We start from the raw sequence: 17,832 nt of genomic DNA, 5'->3' as shown, positions 1-17,832 counted from the left end.
GGCCCTCAGAACGCGTTCTGAAGCTGGCGCAGGGCGCTGATTTTGTCCGGACGGAAACCGGACCAGTGATCGTCACCGGCGACAATCACCGGAACCTGCTGATAACCCATGGCGCGAACCTGGCCGAGCGCCTGATCGTCCTGAGTTAAATCGATCACTTCATAGGCAATGCCATGTTTATCTAATGCACGGTAAGTCGCATTGCACTGGACACAGTCTGGTTTACTGTAAATAATAATGCTCATGATTCGTATTTCCATTTGGTAAGAAATCAGAGACAATTTTTGCCTTCCCGCTGTGCGGCTGCTTCAGCCGGGGGAAAGACGCGAGAGTCGGTGCCTTCATGGCGTCCCGATGGATAGAATACTAGATGTGGTGATTAAAATATTCAACCACACAATATGTAGATATTTCAAAAATGCTTATTGCATAAATGACAAAGCCCGCAGGCAGCGGGCTGGAGAGAGAAAACTTTTTTTGACCCGATTTGTTGCGCAACGCGGCGCTAGAATATGTTCAAAAAATAAACAGTACACTTTCAAAAAGTTACTGGCGCATGCCGACGGCGAGGCGGTTAAACGCATTCATCAGACCAACAGCAAATGTCAGTTCTGAGATTTCCACGTCGCTGAACTGTGCTTTCAGTGGCGCAAATGCCTCATCCGGTGCGCCGGTTGCTGCCACGAGCGTCAGGGATTCCGCCCACGCCAGCGCCGCACGTTCACGCTCTGAATACGCATGGCTGACCTGCCAGCCCGCCAGCTGATCCAGTTTGGTCTGCGCGACATCCATTTTGCGCAATGCTTTGGCATGCATATCCAGGCAGTAGGCGCAGCCGTTAATTTGCGAAACCCGCAGAAATGCCAGCTCGATGATCACGTTATCCAGCGGACCATTTTCCAGCGCACCGAGCGCCGCTTTCATGGGTTCCATCACGGAAGAAGACAGGGAATAGTAAGGCAGGCGAAGTGCGGTCATGATGATTTCCTCTGGGATTTTGGTGTAAACAGTGACGCACGGCGCGTCTCAATGAACGCCACTTTACGCTGTACATGGTCTACACTACAGGGCCATAAAATGTCTATTTAAGCAGGTCATGAATGAGCCGTTTCAGCCTTGCCTTTCAGCTCGATCCCCGACACAAAGAACCGCTTTACCGGCAAATTTATCAGCGGGTAAAACAGGCGATCATGACAGGGCAACTTAAACGCGACAGCCGCGTGCCGTCGGTGCGGGCGCTGGCCAGTGAACTCGGCGTGGCGCGCGCCACCGTTGAAAATGCCTATGGCCTGCTGACGGCAGAAGGATTTCTGCAAAGCCGCGGACAGGCCGGAACGGTGGTCAGCGCGCCGCAGAGCTTATCCGCCCCCGCGCCCTCGCCGGTGAGAAAAAACGCCGTGCCCAAACCCATTAACCCGATGCTGCCATCCGTGTCTTCGCTGCCTTTTCAGCTCGGCCTTCCGGCGCTGGATGCGTTTCCCCGTGCAATCTGGTCGCGCATTGTTTCAAGGCAAATCCGTCACACCAGCATGAACGATTTAGGCCATCCGCCGCTGGCCGGTACCGACGGTTTACGCCATTCCGTCGCCCGTTATTTGCAGCTTTCCCGGGGTTTCACCTGCCGTCCGGAACAGATTTTTATTTGCGCCGGATATGCACCGCTGCTGGATCTGGTCATCGGCAGCCTGTTAAAGCCGGGCGATGGCGTATGGCTGGAGGATCCGGGGTATCCGGTGACGCAGGCATTTTTCCGCGCAGCCGGGGCGGTGCCGATGGCGGTGAATGTCGATGAGGAAGGCATGAATGTGCCGCAGGCGGTGGCGCAGCACCCCCATGCGCGTTTCGCCGTGGTGACACCCGCGCATCAAAGCCCGACCGGCGTGACCATGAGTTTAGCGCGGCGCATGGCGCTGCTCGACTGGGCGGCGAAACAGCAGGCGTGGATTATCGAAGATGACTACGACAGCGAGTTCCGTTATCACGGCCAGCCGCTGCCGTCGCTGAAAAGCCTGGATACGCAGGGGCGTGTGATTTATGCGGGGACGTTCAGCAAAGTGATGTTCCCGGCGCTGCGCTGCGGTTATCTGGTGGTGCCTGAAAGTCTGGTGGAAAAGATCGAGGCGTATTGCCCGTTGCGCATTTGCGGCACGCCGCCGCTGATACAAAACAGCATTGCGGAATTTATCGAACAGGGACATTTTTACCGGCACCTGAAACGGATGCGTCAGCTGTATGCAGAGCGGCGCGGCTTCCTGGAACAGGCCCTGACGGCGACGTTTTCGCCGGACATCCTGCGGGTGAATCAGCAGGCCGGGGGGATCCAGCTTTGCGCCACACTCAGCCCGCATCTGGATGATGCGGCGATCGCGCGCGCTGCACGGGAGCAGGGGCTGGCAATACAGGCGTTGTCCGACTGGCAGGTGTTACGCCGCGAACGGGGCGATGCCCTTCGGCCAAACGGGTTACTGATGGGGTTTCCAAACATCTGTTCAGCGGAGCAGGCAAAGCAGTGGGTTACGCGGCTGGCCGTGGCTTTTGCTGGTGCCTGAAAATAGAAAACGGAGCCCGGAGGCTCCGTCGTCTTTTTAGCAATCGCGCAGCAATGAGGGAAGCCGCGCTGGTGTCTGTGTTTCAACCATCCCGACACAGGAGTGAGACACCTTAAATTGCCCTTTCAGTGACTAGCGACGTCCTAACAGGACACCGATCACAATACCGACTGCTGCACCGGCACCGACGCCATACCACGGATTATCTTTCACATAATCATTGGCCTGAGCGGCAGCATCACGGGCATGCTTGCTGATTTTATCGCCGTTAAAGCGTGCACGTGTATCACGTAAAACGCCCTGGGCTTTGCTGCGTAGCTTATCCAACTCATCCTTGGATTTGTTCCCGGCAGACTGAAGAACTTCATCCAGCGTGTCAGCCAGTAAGGTCACATCCTGATCAATGCTTTTTTCTACTTTATCTGTTTTCTTAAACATTCGGCCTCTCCTTGTTGAACGATTTTTTTCAGTTTTTTACTGTGTTTAAAACTGATACTTAAAGCATAGACCAAAATCCTGCATCAGCGGGTTCCACGAGAACAAATGCCTGTATTTGCAGGGGTGAACAGGCCATGAGGCTGGTCGGAAAAGTCAGGCGTGGCGCGGACTTGCGTGACGCGGATCAGATTTTTCTGCAAGTGACGATGACGTTACAGCCAATAACATTTTTACCCCCGTTTAGCCGCGAAAACCTGTTTATACTGTTGATCCCAGTCTCAGTATTCACATCCGGTTTTGCTCATGTCTTTAAGTACGCTTCGCGCCAATCTTCAGCTCAATAAACGCATTTTGTCGTTTATGTTATTCACCTTTGTGGTCTATCTGACGATTGGCCTGCCGCTGGCCGTATTGCCGGGGTTCGTACACAACACGCTCGGTTATAACTCGGTTCTGGCCGGGCTGATTATCAGCGTTCAGTATTTCTCCACCCTGATAAGCCGCCCGCATGCCGGACGTTATGCCGATCAGCTCGGCCCAAAACGGGTGGTCATTTTTGGCCTCATTTGCTGCGGGCTCAGCGGCGTTTTCTACATGCTGGCATTTATGTTTGCGCACGTTCCGCTGGCCAGCCTGCTGCTGCTCTGCGTCGCCCGTATTTTCCTCGGCGTCGGGGAAAGCTTCGGCAGCACCGGCACCACCCTGTGGGGGATCGGCGCGGTCGGCCCGATGCACACCGCGCGGGTGATTTCCTGGAACGGCGTTGCCACCTACGGCGCAATGGCTGTCGGCGCACCGCTGGGCGTGATGCTCAATCACGGCTTTGGGCTGCCTGGCGTGGCGGTGCTGATTGTTGTTGCCGTTGTGATTGCCGCGCTGGTCGCCTGTCGCAAAGCGGCGATTTCAGTCACCGCCGGTAAACGGATCGCGTTCAGATCGGTGATCGGACGGATCGGGTTGTACGGTCTGGGTCTGGGCTTTGGCACCATCGGTTTCGGGGTGATCGCCACCTTTATCACGCTCTATTATGCCGATAAGGGCTGGAGCGGGGCGGCGTTTACACTCACTTTATTCAGCCTCGGTTTCGTGGGTGCGCGGCTGGTGTTCGGCAATATGATCAACCGGTTCGGCGGTTTGCGCGTGTCGCTGGTGTCGTTTGTTGTAGAAATCGCAGGCTTGCTGATGATTTGGCTGGGAACCGATCCTGTCACGGTACAGCTGGGGGCATTTCTTACCGGCTCCGGCTTCTCGCTGATTTTCCCTGCTCTGGGCGTGGAAGCTGTGAAACAAGTTCCCCCGCAGAATCAGGGAACGGCGCTCGGGCTGTATTCCGCATTTCTTGATCTCGGGCTTGGGATCACCGGGCCGGTAGCCGGACTGATGATTGCGCATCTGGGTACCCCTTCTATTTATCTGGCGGCGGCTTTCATGGTGGTGATCGCCTGGCTGCTGACCCTGAAACTCTGGCTGCAAACATCACGGCAAACATCGTCCCGTTAGCTTTTTTGATGTGTTTAGATAAATCCTAAATGCGCCAAAATTGGGGATAAAGGCATTGTCTGGCAGAGTTATTGCGGTAAGGTCGCCTTGCGGTTAAAGAAGCGAGGAGCAACCATGTATTTACGGCCAGATGAAGTGGCACGCGTTTTAGAAACATCAGGATTTGAGCGCGATTATATTGATGATAAAGCATACGGTTATCGCCGTGGCGAGTTCTATGTGTATGTGAACCGGGAAGCGCGGTTTGGCCGGACTGCCCTGGTAATACACCCGGCGATGAAAGAACGCAGCGAGCGTTTTGCCGAGCCAACGGCATCTTTTCGCAGCAGCGATGCCTACAAGAATTTCCCGCTGGATGTGTCCAGCGACAACGAAACCTACTACGGCATTTGCCACGGTTTCAGTTCACGCCAGATTTTGGCGAGTTATCTGGATAACGTGTTCAGATAAGCAGTCAGTTCAATCTGATGAGAAAAAGCCGCTGACTCAGCGGCTTTTTTGCATCTAAACCAGATGGATTTGATTATAGGTTTCGTTATAGTCGCGACGAAATTGCGCCAGCTCGAAGGGTTCGATATCCAGTTCGGCGAAGTAAAACAGCGCCAGCTCGGCGTGTTCACTGCTCAGCTGCGGGGGCAGGTGCGCACGCACCAGAATATTTCGCCAGCGGACAATATTTTCAGCCGACGCATCTTTGATAAACGTGTGATAGATGAACACGACGTAGGCGGCCTTGCGGATCTCTTCCGCATAGCCACCGCTTATGGAGCGGATAAACATCTGACTCTGTCGTTTGCCCATTTCCAGCAGCATAGAATCGATATAAACCGGTTTAATTTTCAACAGACTGGCGAGTGAATCATTCGCTTTACGGGTGTCTGCCGTCATGAACCAATAACCCACAATAAAAACCACAACAATTGCAGCAAGCATAATCCATATCATTCTGGACTCTGGCCTCCGGCCTTTTCTGGCGTGATGTAAAGGTGCATGCAACACCCGATGCTGCGAGTTTATCTGCTAATGGAAAGAAATACGTGAAGGTGTGACAAAGAATTTGCGCCTGCCGGGCAGAATGTCATTGTAGGGGCATGAGATATTGATGAAATCAGCCCAAAAAGCATGACCTTTTAAGGAGTCAACGATGGCCAGAAACATTGAAATCAAAGCAAAGGTAGATGATTTTTCAGCGTTGTATGAAAAGCTGGCGCTGATAAGTGACGGGCTGCCGGACATTATCGATCAGGACGACACCTTTTTTATCTGCCCGCACGGACGTCTCAAATTACGCACACTGGCACCGGATCGCGGTGAACTGATTTTTTATCAGCGCCCGGATCAGGCGGGCCCGAAAACCAGTTTTTACACGCTCACAGAAACTCAGGATCCTCACGGCCTGCGTGAAACCCTGACGCTGGCCTATGGCGCGGCTGGCCGCGTGATCAAGCAACGTACGCTGTTTATGACCGGGCAAACCCGTCTGCATCTCGACCGGGTAAAAGGTCTGGGTGATTATCTCGAGTTCGAAGTGGTGCTGGCAGATGAAGAAACGCCGGAGCAGGGCATTGCGATAGCGGAAGACTTACTGGAACGGCTGGGGATTGATCGTCAGGAACTGGTGGATCAGGCGTATGTTGATCTGCTCAAACATAAAGGGCAGCATCACACCGGATGACCCGGCACCGCATGCTGTTTAACCGCCTTCATGTCGACGATGAAGGCGGTTAAGAAGTGATGACCTTATTTCTTTTCTTCCAGCGAATACGGCAGCGGCTGAATGGCCAGGTGGCTGGTCACATCTTCACGGACACGCAGTTTTGCATCGGCTTCCAGATCGTTATTCAGCACGGCCTGAACCCAGACGGTGCCGTCGTTAAGTTGTACGGCTGCCAACACCGTGCCGGTACGACGCCAGTTTTCGCCGAGTTGCATTTCAAGATCGTCTGCAGGAGCGGGCACTTTGCTGGCCTTGCCTGACAACCAGAACAGCGCACGTTTGTTGGCACCGCGGTATTTCGCGCGCGCCACCATTTCCTGACCGGCGTAGCAGCCTTTGGTAAAGCTGATGCCGTCCAGCGCCTGAATGTTAGTCGCCTGCGGAATAAACTGCACCGCGTTGGCGCTGTCAATCACCGGGAATCCCGCTTCGATATCCAGTGCCAGCCACTGCTGGCTGTCATTACGCTGCGCCTGTTCTCCCAGTTCCTCTGCCACCTGCCGGGCTTTTTCCGGGCTGGTGATAATCAGATAACGTTCGGCGGGCAACGAGAAATGCAGCAGTGTCGTTTCATCCTGTTGCACCACCGGCTGTTCAGCGGTCGGCAGCGTTGAGAACAATCCGGTCAGCGCTGCGCTGGCCTGAAAACCTGCCACGCCCAGCAGCACCACATCGTCATCGGCGGTAAAGGTGATCTTAGAAAAGACCGCATACTTTTTGATTTCAGCTAATTGAGTATCGCGCAGGTTACGGCGTTCGAGATAAGCCATACCGTCGCCGCGTTTGAACAGCCGCAGGTTACTCCACATTTTGCCTTTAGCATCGCAATGCGCGCACAGCACATGGTCATCGGCGGCCAGCGCATCGACGTCGGCAGTGACCTGACCTTGCAGATATTTCATCGTATCCGCACCGCTCATGGTGACCATTGCCCAGTCTTCCAGCGAAATGAGGGTCAGCGGCAGGTGGGAGGACGCAGAAGGTTTTTGCGGTGGAAACGGAAATTCGTGAGTCATTTTCTTATCCCGGTCTATGAAATGTGACTGATGCCTCATGGTAAAAGAGGCCATCACCTTTTAAAACAGTTATTGGTGCCTTTTACGGGATGCCTTCCGGAGAATGTAAAACATGCGACAGGTTTGCATCAGGTTTTACGGCACATCACGTAGATTGACAAAACAAGGCACTGAAAAGTTACTTCACATGCCAAGCGGCTGTTAGAATCGAAAAAATTCCCTTTTCGTCCCTACAAAAGAGTCTCGTTATGGAAAGCAAAAACCAACTGGATATCAATAATCGATCACAGATCCACTGGGCCTGCCGTCGCGGAATGCGCGAGCTGGATATCTCTATCATGCCGTTCTTTGAGTACGAATATGACGGTCTGGATGAGACAGATAAAGCCCTGTTTGCCCGTCTCCTGACCAACGATGATCCCGATTTATTTAACTGGCTGATGAATCACGGCGCACCTCAGGACGCTGAATTACAACGCATGGTGGCTCTCATTCAGACCCGAAATAAAGACCGTGGCCCTGTGGCGATGTGATTTAAGGGTGTCCTGGCGCAGTCAGTTGATTTCACTGGGCATTTACGGCGCAGTGATGTTGCTGATTTTGCTGGCACCCTGGCCGCCAGGCTACTGGCCCGCATGGATAACGTTGCTTTTGCTGATGCTTTTTGAATGTATCCGCAGTCAGCGGCGCATCACTGCACGCACCGGCGAGGTGATTCTGCTCGATGAGCGACGCCTGATTTGGCGAGGCCAGGAATGGCAGCTCAAACATCCGGTGTGGATGATAAGCCACGGCGCGTTGCTGTCTTTGCGGCGTGAAAAACGTAAAGGGGGTCTGGCGCAGGCGATGCGCAGTTCACGACACCGTTTATGGCTGGCATCGGACAGTATGAGCGTGGAAGAGTGGCGGCGTTTACGCCAGATATTACTTAACTGCCGCCCACCGAACCCGAAAGAGCAGGGCTGAGGGCGGCGTCAGACGCGAAGTGCCGGAAGGGTTACAGCAGGGCATCCATTTCCAGCAGGATTTGCTCGCACCACTGTTGCAGGCGTTCGTCGGTGAGATCGAACTGATTCACATCATCGAGCGCCAGCCCGACAAAATGTTTACCGTCCGCACTCAGCGGTTTCGGGCTGGTGAACTCAAAACCTTCCGTCGGCCAGAAACCGATGAACTTCACGCCCATTGGCACCAGCTGGTGGTACAACATGCCGAGTGCATCGAGGAACCATTCACTGTAACCGAGCTGGTCGCCCATGCCATACATCGCTACGATTTTGCCTCGCAGTTTAAGCGTCGGCAGTTGATTCCAGACGGCTTCCCAGTCTTCCTGGATCTCACCGAAATCCCATGTCGGGATGCCGAGGATCAGGACGCTGTAGTCTTCCATTTTTTCCGGATCGACATCTTTGAGGTTGTGCAAATCAACCAGATCTTCGCCCAAAATATCGCGAATTTTCTCCGCGGCCATTTCGGTGTAACAGGTGCTGGAGCCGTAGAAAAGACCAATCTTCATACTTGTTGCCATAACGTCAAAAGAATTCGAATGGTTAGCAGTGTATACCCAAAAGCACTATTTTTGCATCATGGCTGCCCATTCGCAGGCAACCACCGTGATGAAGGGACGGGCAGATTTGGGCGGCGTTTCCTCTTAATGAAAGGCATAATGTCATCACACGCCCATTGCGCGGCCTGTACTTGCACAAAAGGAATCAGGATGCCAAACCAGGATAATGTGACCCGTCAGGGGGATAACCCTGAGCCGTCTGATCAGGCGGTGAATCAGGCCGATCAGAACCTGATGGAACAGTTTCTTGATACGCTGTGGATTGAGCGCAATCTCGCAGAAAATACGCTGGCATCTTACCGTCAGGATCTGAAATCCCTGACCGGCTGGCTGCATCACCACAACACGGATCTGCTGCACGTCAGCGCCGAAGATTTGCAATTGTTCCTCGCTGAACGGGTCGAGGGCGGCTACAAAGCCACCAGTTCAGCGCGGCTGCTCAGCGCGATGCGACGACTGTTTCAATACATGAACCGCGAATCCGTTCGTCAGGATGATCCTACCGCGTTGCTCTCCTCACCCAAATTGCCACAGCGTCTGCCAAAAGATCTCAGCGAAGCGCAGGTGAGTACACTGCTCGCGTCGCCAAGCGTCGATGTACCGCTTGAGCTGCGTGACAAAGCCATGCTCGAGTTGTTGTATGCCACCGGTTTGCGTGTTTCCGAGCTGGTCGGGCTGACGCTCAGCGACATCAGTTTGCGTCAGGGCGTGGTGAGGGTGATCGGTAAAGGGAACAAAGAGCGTCTGGTGCCGATGGGAGAAGAAGCGGTCTACTGGCTGGAGAATTATTTCGAGCACGGAAGGCCCTGGCTGCTGAACGGGCAATCGCTCGATATCGTGTTTCCGAGTAACCGCGCGCAGAAAATGACCCGGCAGACATTCTGGCATCGCATCAAACACTATGCGATCCTTGCGGGTATTGATGCAGAGCGGTTATCCCCCCACGTGTTACGCCACGCTTTTGCCACTCATTTACTGAACCATGGCGCGGATCTGCGCGTGGTGCAAATGTTGTTAGGTCACAGTGACTTATCGACCACTCAAATTTATACGCATGTAGCGACTGAACGACTCAAACAGCTACATCAACAACATCATCCCCGCGCCTGACTGGCCGGGAAAAAGGACGAAATGATGAAAAAAGGTTTAATGCTGCTCACTTTTATTGCCGCGTGTATGAGCTCCGCGGTGCAGGCTGATGATGCAGCAATCAAAGCAACGCTGAATAAACTGGGCATGAGTCAGGCGGATATTCAGCCCACTCCGGTCACCGGCCTGAGCGCGGTTTCCACCAGCGGCGGCGTAATTTACATCACTGATGACGGAAAACACGTATTGCAGGGGCCGATGTATGACGTCAGCGGGGCTCAGCCTGTCAACGTGACCAACAAAACGCTGGTGAAAAAGCTGGATGCGTTGAAAAACGAAATGATCATCTACAAAGCTAAAAACGAAAAACACGTAATCACAGTGTTTACCGACATCACCTGCGGTTACTGCCACAAATTGCATCAGCAGATGCAAGGCTATAACGATCTTGGTATTACCGTGCGTTATCTGGCGTTCCCGCGTCAGGGGCTGGATTCTAAAACCGAGAAAGACATGCAGTCGATCTGGTGCACCGGTGACCGTAATACCACCTTTGATGCGGCAATGCGCGGTGATGACATTACTCCGGCAACCTGTAAAACCAGTGATATCGCGAAACATTATGAGCTGGGCGTGCAGTTTGGCGTGACCGGCACGCCGGCGATCGTGCTGGAAGATGGTTCCCTGATCCCGGGTTATCAGCCGCCAAAAGAACTGGCCGCCGCGCTCGACAAGCGTGCTCTTTCACATAAAACCGGTGGCTGATTTTTCGTGACCCTTAAGACTCAACTTCGCCGCCGTGAGGCCGCGACCGGCGTGGAACTTCCCGCTGAACTCTCCCCGTTATTACGCCGGTTATACCTCTCGCGTGGCGTGAAAGACAGCCAGGAACTGGAGCGCAGCGTGCGTGGCATGCTGCCTTATCAGCAACTTGATGGCATTGATGACGCGGTCAGACTGTTGCAAAAAGCTCTGACGGAGCGGCTGCGCATTATCATCGTCGGCGATTTCGACGCCGATGGTGCCACCAGCACCGCGCTGGCGCTGCTTTCCCTGCGCAGTATGGGCTGTGGCAATCTCGATTTTCTGGTGCCAAACCGTTTCGAAGACGGTTACGGCCTCAGCCCGGAAGTGGTGGAGCAGGCGGCGGCGCGCGGCGCTGAGCTGATTCTGACCGTGGATAACGGCATCTCTTCTCATGCAGGCGTTATGCTTGCCCACGAGAAGGGCATTCAGGTGCTGGTCACCGATCACCACCTGCCGGGCGATACCTTGCCGGATGCCGAAGCGATCATTAACCCGAATCTGCACGGATGTGCTTTTCCTTCCAAATCGCTGGCGGGTGTCGGTGTGGCGTTTTATCTGATGCTGGCGCTGCGCAGTGCGTTACGCGACAGCGGCTGGTTCGAGAAAACCGGCCTGACGCCGCCCAATCTGGCGGAACATCTGGATCTGGTGGCGCTCGGTACCGTGGCAGACGTGGTGCCGCTCGATGCCAATAACCGCATCATGGTGTATCAGGGGTTGAACCGCATCCGTGCGGGCAAATGTCGCCCCGGCATCCGCGCGTTGCTGGAAGTGGCCGGTCGTGAAGCACGCACGCTGGGGGCGAGTGATCTAGGTTTTGCTCTGGGGCCACGGCTTAACGCCGCCGGGCGTCTTGACGATATGTCAGTGGGTGTGGCGTTGCTGCTCACCGAAGATATCGGCCAGGCACGCGCGCTGGCGAGTGATTTAGATGCGCTTAACCAGACCCGTCGTGAAATAGAGCAGGGCATGCAGGTGGAAGCGCTGGCGCTGTGCGACAAACTGGAGCAGGGCACCGAGGCGCTGCCGTACGGGCTGGCGATGTACCACCCTGAATGGCATCAGGGCGTGGTCGGTATTCTGGCATCTCGCCTGAAAGAACGTTTTAACCGCCCGGTGATTGCGTTTGCGCCGGCAGGTGAAGGTATTCTGAAAGGCTCAGGCCGTTCGATTGCCGGTTTGCATATGCGCGATGCGCTGGAACGGCTTGATACGCTCAATCCGGGCCTGATGATGAAATTCGGCGGGCACGCGATGGCCGCAGGCTTATCGCTGGAAGAGAGCAAATTCGACGAGTTTCGCGACAAATTCGCCGAACTTGTCGGCGAATGGCTGGATCCTTCGCATCTGGAAGGCGTGGTGTGGTCCGATGGCGAACTGGCCGCGCAGGAACTGACGCTGGATACCGCTGAAATGCTGCGTGACGGCGGCCCCTGGGGGCAGTCATTCCCTGAACCGACGTTCGACGGCACTTTCCGAATCCTGCAACAAAAGCTTCTGAAAGAGCGTCATCTGAAACTGATGATTGAACCCCTCGGCGGCGGCCCGCTGCTTGACGGCATTGCGTTTAACATCGATCCGACCTTCTGGCCCGACAGCAGCATCCGTGAAGTGCAACTGGCATACCGGCTGGATATCAACGAATTCCGTGGAAATCGCAGCGTTCAGTTGATCATTCAACATTTGTGGCCGAAATAAGCCTTTTGCGTACGGAATAAACCCTGCAAAAAAACGGCTCGTTGCTATAAAAAGACCGCTAATTCCGTTAGAATCGGCGGTTCGAATGGCATTGGGCCAACTCCGAATCTAACGTAAGACGCGAAAAAATTATGTTTGAAATTAATCCGGTTAAAAACCGCATTCAGGACCTGTCCGAACGGACAGTCGTTCTTCGGGGGTATCTTTGACTATGATGCCAAGAAAGAACGCCTCGAAGAAGTAAACGCCGAGCTGGAACAGCCGGACGTCTGGAACGAACCTGAACGCGCACAGGCGCTGGGTAAAGAACGTTCCGCTCTGGAAGCTATCGTGGAAACCATCGATGAGTTGTTGCAGGGCGCGGAAGACGTGACCGGCCTGCTCGAACTGGCTGTTGAAGCCGACGATGAAGACACTTTCAACGAAACGGTTGCCGAACTCGATGTACTGACCGCCAAACTGGAGCAGCTGGAATTCCGCCGCATGTTCTCCGGTGAATACGACAGCGCAAGTTGCTACCTCGACATTCAGGCCGGTTCCGGTGGTACGGAAGCGCAGGACTGGGCGAGCATGCTGCTGCGTATGTATTTACGCTGGGCCGAAGCCAAAGGTTTCAAAACGGAAGTGATTGAAGAGTCTGACGGCGAAGTCGCAGGCCTGAAATCCGCCACCATCAAGATCATCGGTGACTATGCGTTTGGCTGGTTGCGTACCGAAACTGGCGTGCATCGCCTGGTACGTAAAAGCCCGTTTGACTCCGGCGGCCGTCGTCATACCTCTTTCAGTTCCGCGTTTGTTTATCCGGAAGTGGACGATGACATCGCTATCGAAATCAACCCGGCCGACCTGCGTATCGACGTATACCGCGCGTCAGGTGCGGGTGGTCAGCACGTCAACAAAACGGAATCTGCGGTACGTATTACCCACCTTCCGACCAACATTGTGACCCAGTGTCAGAACGACCGCTCCCAGCATAAAAACAAAGATCAGGCCATGAAGCAGATGAAAGCGAAGCTTTATGAGTATGAGATGCAGAAGAAAAATGCGGATAAACAGCAGTTGGAAGACAACAAGTCTGACATCGGCTGGGGCAGCCAGATTCGTTCTTACGTGCTGGATGATGCTCGTATCAAAGATTTGCGTACAGGCGTCGAAACACGAAATACGCAGGCCGTGTTGGATGGCGACCTGGATAAATTCATCGAAGCCAGTTTGAAAGCCGGGTTATAAGGAACCAACATGTCTGAACAACAATCGCCTGCTCAACAGCAGCCAACAGAAAACGTACCCGATCTTAACAACGAGCTTAAGGCGCGTCGTGAGAAGCTGGCTTTGCTGCGCGAATCCGGCAATGCGTTCCCTAACGATTTCCGTCGTGACAGCATTTCCGATGAACTGCACGCGAAATACGGCGAAAAGACCAACGAAGAGCTGGAAGCCTTAGACATCAGCGTTACCGTCGGTGGCCGTATGATGACCCGTCGCATCATGGGCAAGGCATCTTTCGTGACCCTGCAAGATGTGGGTGGCCGTATTCAGCTTTACGTTGCGCGTGACGATCTGGCAGAAGGCATCTACAACGAGCAGTTCAAGAAATGGGATCTGGGCGATATCCTGGGTGCGACCGGTAAACTGTTCAAAACCAAGACCGGCGAACTGTCGATCCACTGTTCTGAACTGCGTCTGCTGACCAAAGCACTGCGCCCGCTGCCCGACAAATTCCACGGCTTGCAGGATCAGGAAGCGCGTTACCGTCAGCGTTATCTCGACCTGATCGCCAACGATGATTCCCGTAAAACCTTCAAGATCCGTTCTCAGATCATGTCGGGTATCCGCAGCTTCATGGTGGAAAACGGCTTCATGGAAGTCGAAACCCCGATGATGCAGGTGATCCCTGGCGGTGCAGCGGCACGTCCGTTCATCACGCACCACAATGCCCTCGATATCGACATGTACCTGCGTATCGCGCCGGAACTGTATCTGAAACGTCTGGTGGTGGGTGGCTTCGATCGCGTATTCGAAATCAACCGTAACTTCCGTAACGAAGGCGTTTCTCCGCGTCACAACCCAGAGTTCACCATGATGGAACTCTACATGGCGTACGCGGATTACAAAGATCTGATCGTTCTGACCGAATCCCTGTTCCGCACGCTGACCGAATCGGTTCTGGGCAGCAGCGTTGTGCAGTACGGTGAGCAGACTTTCGATTTCGGCAAGCCGTTCGCCAAGCTGACCATGCGTGAAGCGATCTGCAAATACCGTCCGGAAACCAACGTTGCCGATCTCGACGATCTGGCTAAAGCGACCGCTATCGCAGAATCTATCGGTATCAAAATCGAGAAGAGCTGGGGTCTGGGCCGTATCGTGACTGAGATCTTCGAAGAAACCGCAGAAGCGCAGCTGATTCAGCCAACCTTCATTACCGAGTACCCGGCAGAAGTTTCTCCGCTGGCGCGCCGTAATGACGACAACCCTGAAATCACTGACCGTTTCGAATTCTTCATCGGTGGCCGTGAAATCGGTAACGGTTTCTCCGAGCTGAACGATGCTGAAGACCAGGCACAGCGCTTTGCTGACCAGGTTTCTGCGAAAGACGCAGGCGACGACGAAGCGATGTTCTTCGACGAAGACTACGTGACAGCGCTGGAACACGGCCTGCCACCGACTGCCGGTTTGGGTATTGGTATCGACCGTATGGTTATGCTGTTCACCAACAGCCACACCATCCGCGACGTTATCCTGTTCCCGGCAATGCGTCCGCAGACACAGAAATAAGTTTCCTCAGAAACAACAAAAGGGCGCTCCGGCGCCCTTTTTTATGTTGCAGATCACGCCACACGCTAACTGCTTAAAACTCCAGCGCTTATCCGCAATCACGCCTTGCTCCGCCGCTGTAACCGGTTATAATGCCCCTCGCACACCGATGCGGGTGTAGTTCAATGGTAGAACGGCAGCTTCCCAAGCTGCATACGAGGGTTCGATTCCCTTCACCCGCTCCAGAATCATTTCCCAGACCTTCCGTAATCATCCCAAAAAACCAATAAAATCAAATGTATTATCCATTTTATTGTCCTCTTGCGTCCGAGCACATCCCTTGAAAGCCAGTATCTGATGTGTATATGATCGCGTATAGTTTTGATCTGCTCCCCGTAGCGGCCTGTAGTCCCTGTTGCAAGCTACTGCCGGTGCCGTATTTCGCCATCTCTGCTTTGTAAGCATCAGTCTGGCGCAGTTGGTCGGCGGTCATGTCAGGATGCGCCTTTTTAACTTCACTCAGCCCATTCAGGTCGCCTTGCGTCCGCGCAATATTCATCATGGCCGGAATTCTTGTTATTTTTTTAGGCTATTGTAAAAATACCGAACACTATCTAGATCCGTATTCCACTCCGAAATTTTCATACCATCTTCATTATGGGTAGTCCGAGGCTCTATAAATTCATTTATCTTATCCGGCATGAAATTCGGATGTTCATCCAAAAAAAGAATTCTGTTTTGTAAGTAAGCATTTTTCTCTTCAAAATATATCACCCATACAAAAATAAAATTACTTTGCCCTGGCTCATACATTGAAACAGCTAGCACGGCATGATCTTTATTAGCAAGGCCGCTCTCAAGTGACTTGAGCCAACTTTGTTTATAATCACTTAAACCCCAGTAACTTATTGGGATATTTAGTTTTTCATTAAAATCATCAATGATAATTTCAGCAGGAAAAACCGGCTCATTTTCCATTATCACGGGTGTATCTTCGGGGAATATACCAAACATATAATCAATCCTTAATCCAGTTCAGATCACTGTCGTAAGTGCCAATACGCTTACCTTTACTATTGAACATCTTCCAACCATTCGTCACATTATGGCTGTCAACATCGGGGCTAATATAATTTTTTCCGTTGTAATATACCGACTGACCGTGTGAGTCAAATAGCGCTTTTTTGCGGTGGGATTCGTTGTCCAAAACCTAAGTTCTTAGCCGCTTCCTGAGCCTCTGAGGCTATAAAGTAAAAGCCCGGGAATTGGGCCGGGATTTATTCAACAACTTAGCTTATATTCATAAAACTTTTGCAATTCTTCAGGTTCTCTTTCAAGAATACCAATGTAATGTTGATATGACCGAACTAATTGGAGGTAACCACATATTGCATTAACCCCCAAAGCTTTCATATAAATCAAAGTATCCGTCTGTTTTTTCTGCAATGACGCACCCCCAATTACCTGGCAATTCATTATCCAATACTTCAAAAAGATTTGAAGGCACCCACATGGGATTGCTACCTTCGGGACAGAGTAGTAAGTCAGTTCGGGTCGGATAAAACATGACACCATAAACCTTGTACTTCACACCTATTTCCAAAGGATTAAATTGTGTCTCGTCAGTTTCGCCCATAACTCTTGCGTTAACGGGGAGATTTTTTGCTGATGCTGAATTGCACAAAACCAACATTTTCTCTACCTATTTAAATTTAAAGTCATCTACCTGACCGGTTTTCGTATTACGAACATAACAGGAGTTGATTATGACTGAACACGATTCTACGTCAGAACCCGCCACACCCCAAGCACGCCAGAGTATTGTGGGTTACCGCCCTAACCACGGGCAACCCGACCCGTATCCGCAGATCACCCTCAAGGGACGCTGGCTCGGGCAGCTCGGTTTTACTACGGGGCAGAAGCTTGAGGTGATCACGCAACCGGGGCAACTGATCATCCGGCTGGTGACTGAAGCGTAATCAGCTGACGTATAAAGTAAAATCCCGCCAACAGAGGCGGGATCCTTATCTATCAACAAGATGATATTGTTGGACTAACTGAAGACAGAACATCAATAACGTCGTCGCCTGTAACTATGAGGTAATGAACGATAGAGCCCTCATCATGGATATTGGCGCTTTGCTCGTTAAACCATGATAAATAGTGAGATCCTTCTACTGTATAGATCCCTGTCATCATCTTGCCGTTCAGCTCATCTTGCATTTTTAACAAATCACCTTCATCAATGACCCGAAAAGAATGTACCCAGTCAAATACAACGCGAATTTTGTTAGTTTTATTTGCATGACTTGAGGCTAAAACCAGCTCAAGGGTTCCAGATAAATATCTAAAATCGGCTAATTGGTTGTGCTGCAAGCAATGTTCATTGCAGACAATATTCACTAATTTTTCAGTCATATATCATCACTCATCATATCTAAATTTAATTCTATTCTTACCCGATTGGATTTCTAATGTTGGTCTACCATCAGTGCTACGTTCTCTTACAATAACTGTCCGACCATCAGGTAGTTTCCCGACTCGCCCGCCCGGAATATCTTTGATTTATATAGGGGTTAATGAATCAAATTCTTTATTAGCCGTATCACTGCCGCCCGTTCTTTCAAAGAGTTTTGATCTCCCTGTTGTTTCCTGTCCTTTTGACGATGAAGACTTTAGATCGTCAACAGTTGTTAT

23 protein-coding genes and 1 tRNA gene are annotated in these 17,832 nt (G+C 52.5%); 13 read left to right on the top strand and 11 right to left on the bottom strand.

Annotated elements, in window-relative coordinates:
* Positions 1-5: 5 nt before the first annotated feature.
* Together nrdH and ABSH60_RS06005 are read right to left on the bottom strand one after the other, a co-directional pair.
* Positions 6-245 (bottom strand): glutaredoxin-like protein NrdH, encoded by a 240-nt coding sequence (gene nrdH, locus ABSH60_RS06010; protein WP_056781978.1) that lies wholly within the window; start codon positions 243-245, stop codon positions 6-8.
* 301 nt (positions 246-546) lie between these two features.
* Positions 547-978: a carboxymuconolactone decarboxylase family protein gene (locus tag ABSH60_RS06005; protein WP_056781976.1), complete on the bottom strand. Its 432-nt coding sequence runs from the start codon at positions 976-978 to the stop codon at positions 547-549.
* A gap of 122 nt (positions 979-1,100) precedes the next feature.
* On the opposite strand from ABSH60_RS06005, the gene ABSH60_RS06000 reads away from it, so the two are divergent.
* Complete coding sequence (locus tag ABSH60_RS06000; protein ID WP_390973157.1) at positions 1,101-2,549, top strand: aminotransferase class I/II-fold pyridoxal phosphate-dependent enzyme; 1,449 nt, start codon at positions 1,101-1,103, stop codon at positions 2,547-2,549.
* A gap of 132 nt (positions 2,550-2,681) precedes the next feature.
* On the opposite strand, the gene ABSH60_RS05995 is transcribed toward ABSH60_RS06000, so the two are convergent.
* Positions 2,682-2,987: a YqjD family protein gene (locus tag ABSH60_RS05995; RefSeq protein ID WP_056781972.1), complete on the bottom strand. Its 306-nt coding sequence runs from the start codon at positions 2,985-2,987 to the stop codon at positions 2,682-2,684.
* A 303-nt stretch (positions 2,988-3,290) separates the two neighbouring features.
* Here ABSH60_RS05995 and ABSH60_RS05990 point away from each other — a divergent pair, with 303 nt between their 5' ends.
* Together ABSH60_RS05990 and ABSH60_RS05985 are read left to right on the top strand one after the other, a co-directional pair.
* On the top strand, positions 3,291-4,487 hold the full coding sequence (locus ABSH60_RS05990) for an MFS transporter (protein WP_056781970.1): 1,197 nt from the start codon (positions 3,291-3,293) through the stop codon (positions 4,485-4,487).
* A 114-nt stretch (positions 4,488-4,601) separates the two neighbouring features.
* Positions 4,602-4,937 carry a DUF2002 family protein gene (locus ABSH60_RS05985; protein ID WP_056781967.1) on the top strand — a complete coding sequence of 112 codons (336 nt, stop codon included), beginning with the start codon at positions 4,602-4,604 and terminating at the stop codon, positions 4,935-4,937.
* Positions 4,938-4,991: 54 nt separating this feature from the next.
* On the opposite strand, the gene ABSH60_RS05980 is transcribed toward ABSH60_RS05985, so the two are convergent.
* Positions 4,992-5,432 (bottom strand): DUF1198 domain-containing protein, encoded by a 441-nt coding sequence (locus ABSH60_RS05980; RefSeq protein WP_056781965.1) that lies wholly within the window; start codon positions 5,430-5,432, stop codon positions 4,992-4,994.
* Between the two features lie 199 nt (positions 5,433-5,631).
* On the opposite strand from ABSH60_RS05980, the gene ABSH60_RS05975 reads away from it, so the two are divergent.
* Positions 5,632-6,162 (top strand): class IV adenylate cyclase, encoded by a 531-nt coding sequence (locus ABSH60_RS05975; protein WP_056781963.1) that lies wholly within the window; start codon positions 5,632-5,634, stop codon positions 6,160-6,162.
* 65 nt (positions 6,163-6,227) lie between these two features.
* On the opposite strand, the gene ygfZ is transcribed toward ABSH60_RS05975, so the two are convergent.
* Entirely contained in the window at positions 6,228-7,220 is a 993-nt protein-coding gene (ygfZ, locus tag ABSH60_RS05970) for a tRNA-modifying protein YgfZ (protein ID WP_056781961.1), read from the bottom strand.
* A 266-nt stretch (positions 7,221-7,486) separates the two neighbouring features.
* Between ygfZ and sdhE the strand changes: the two genes are divergently transcribed.
* The gene (sdhE, locus tag ABSH60_RS05965; RefSeq protein ID WP_056782048.1) at positions 7,487-7,753 is read left to right on the top strand and encodes an FAD assembly factor SdhE; all 267 of its coding nucleotides are present in this window, start codon (positions 7,487-7,489) and stop codon (positions 7,751-7,753) included.
* Positions 7,734-8,186: a protein YgfX gene (locus ABSH60_RS05960; RefSeq protein WP_390973154.1), complete on the top strand. Its 453-nt coding sequence runs from the start codon at positions 7,734-7,736 to the stop codon at positions 8,184-8,186. The genes sdhE and ABSH60_RS05960 overlap by 20 nt, the downstream gene beginning before the upstream one ends.
* 31 nt (positions 8,187-8,217) lie before the next feature.
* Here ABSH60_RS05960 and fldB read toward each other — a convergent pair whose 3' ends face one another.
* Positions 8,218-8,736 (bottom strand): flavodoxin FldB, encoded by a 519-nt coding sequence (gene fldB / locus ABSH60_RS05955; protein WP_056781956.1) that lies wholly within the window; start codon positions 8,734-8,736, stop codon positions 8,218-8,220.
* Positions 8,737-8,937: 201 nt separating this feature from the next.
* Between fldB and xerD the strand changes: the two genes are divergently transcribed.
* The 6 genes from xerD to ABSH60_RS05925 all read left to right on the top strand — a co-directional run bounded on the left by xerD (position 8,938) and on the right by ABSH60_RS05925 (position 15,380).
* Positions 8,938-9,897, top strand: coding sequence for a site-specific tyrosine recombinase XerD (xerD, locus tag ABSH60_RS05950; RefSeq protein ID WP_390973152.1), 960 nt, complete (start codon positions 8,938-8,940; stop codon positions 9,895-9,897).
* A gap of 24 nt (positions 9,898-9,921) precedes the next feature.
* Positions 9,922-10,641: a bifunctional protein-disulfide isomerase/oxidoreductase DsbC gene (gene dsbC / locus ABSH60_RS05945; protein WP_056781954.1), complete on the top strand. Its 720-nt coding sequence runs from the start codon at positions 9,922-9,924 to the stop codon at positions 10,639-10,641.
* Between the two features lie 6 nt (positions 10,642-10,647).
* Positions 10,648-12,381 (top strand): single-stranded-DNA-specific exonuclease RecJ, encoded by a 1,734-nt coding sequence (gene recJ / locus ABSH60_RS05940; protein WP_390973150.1) that lies wholly within the window; start codon positions 10,648-10,650, stop codon positions 12,379-12,381.
* A 131-nt stretch (positions 12,382-12,512) separates the two neighbouring features.
* Positions 12,513-13,611 (top strand): peptide chain release factor 2 gene (gene prfB, locus ABSH60_RS05935; RefSeq protein WP_122097049.1). Its coding sequence is split into 2 segments (ribosomal slippage): positions 12,513-12,587 and positions 12,589-13,611, totalling 1,098 coding nucleotides; the frame shifts between segments, so codons are not numbered across the junction.
* A 9-nt stretch (positions 13,612-13,620) separates the two neighbouring features.
* Positions 13,621-15,156 carry a lysine--tRNA ligase gene (lysS, locus tag ABSH60_RS05930; RefSeq protein WP_056781950.1) on the top strand — a complete coding sequence of 512 codons (1,536 nt, stop codon included), beginning with the start codon at positions 13,621-13,623 and terminating at the stop codon, positions 15,154-15,156.
* Between the two features lie 150 nt (positions 15,157-15,306).
* Positions 15,307-15,380: transfer RNA gene (locus tag ABSH60_RS05925), tRNA-Gly, on the top strand.
* 65 nt (positions 15,381-15,445) lie between these two features.
* Here the strand turns inward: ABSH60_RS05925 and ABSH60_RS05920 are convergent.
* The 4 genes from ABSH60_RS05920 to ABSH60_RS05905 form a co-directional block, all read right to left on the bottom strand.
* Complete coding sequence (locus ABSH60_RS05920; protein ID WP_390973148.1) at positions 15,446-15,697, bottom strand: hypothetical protein; 252 nt, start codon at positions 15,695-15,697, stop codon at positions 15,446-15,448.
* 14 nt (positions 15,698-15,711) lie between these two features.
* Positions 15,712-16,149 carry a hypothetical protein gene (locus ABSH60_RS05915; RefSeq protein ID WP_390973146.1) on the bottom strand — a complete coding sequence of 146 codons (438 nt, stop codon included), beginning with the start codon at positions 16,147-16,149 and terminating at the stop codon, positions 15,712-15,714.
* Positions 16,150-16,153: 4 nt separating this feature from the next.
* Positions 16,154-16,342, bottom strand: coding sequence for a toxin C-terminal domain-containing protein (locus ABSH60_RS05910; protein ID WP_390973144.1), 189 nt, complete (start codon positions 16,340-16,342; stop codon positions 16,154-16,156).
* A 186-nt stretch (positions 16,343-16,528) separates the two neighbouring features.
* Positions 16,529-16,771, bottom strand: a complete 243-nt coding sequence (locus ABSH60_RS05905; RefSeq protein WP_390973142.1) for a hypothetical protein — start codon at positions 16,769-16,771, stop codon at positions 16,529-16,531.
* Between the two features lie 130 nt (positions 16,772-16,901).
* On the opposite strand from ABSH60_RS05905, the gene ABSH60_RS05900 reads away from it, so the two are divergent.
* Positions 16,902-17,114: a SymE family type I addiction module toxin gene (locus ABSH60_RS05900; protein WP_390973140.1), complete on the top strand. Its 213-nt coding sequence runs from the start codon at positions 16,902-16,904 to the stop codon at positions 17,112-17,114.
* Between the two features lie 52 nt (positions 17,115-17,166).
* On the opposite strand, the gene ABSH60_RS05895 is transcribed toward ABSH60_RS05900, so the two are convergent.
* Positions 17,167-17,553 (bottom strand): hypothetical protein, encoded by a 387-nt coding sequence (locus ABSH60_RS05895; protein WP_390973138.1) that lies wholly within the window; start codon positions 17,551-17,553, stop codon positions 17,167-17,169.
* Between the last annotated feature and the right edge of the window lie 279 nt (positions 17,554-17,832).

Origin of the sequence: Rahnella sp. R3(2024), from assembly GCF_042920125.1 — a bacterium.
Taxonomy (GTDB): Bacteria; Pseudomonadota; Gammaproteobacteria; order Enterobacterales; family Enterobacteriaceae; genus Rahnella; species Rahnella rivi.
This window is presented reverse-complemented; position numbering and strand designations above follow the sequence as displayed.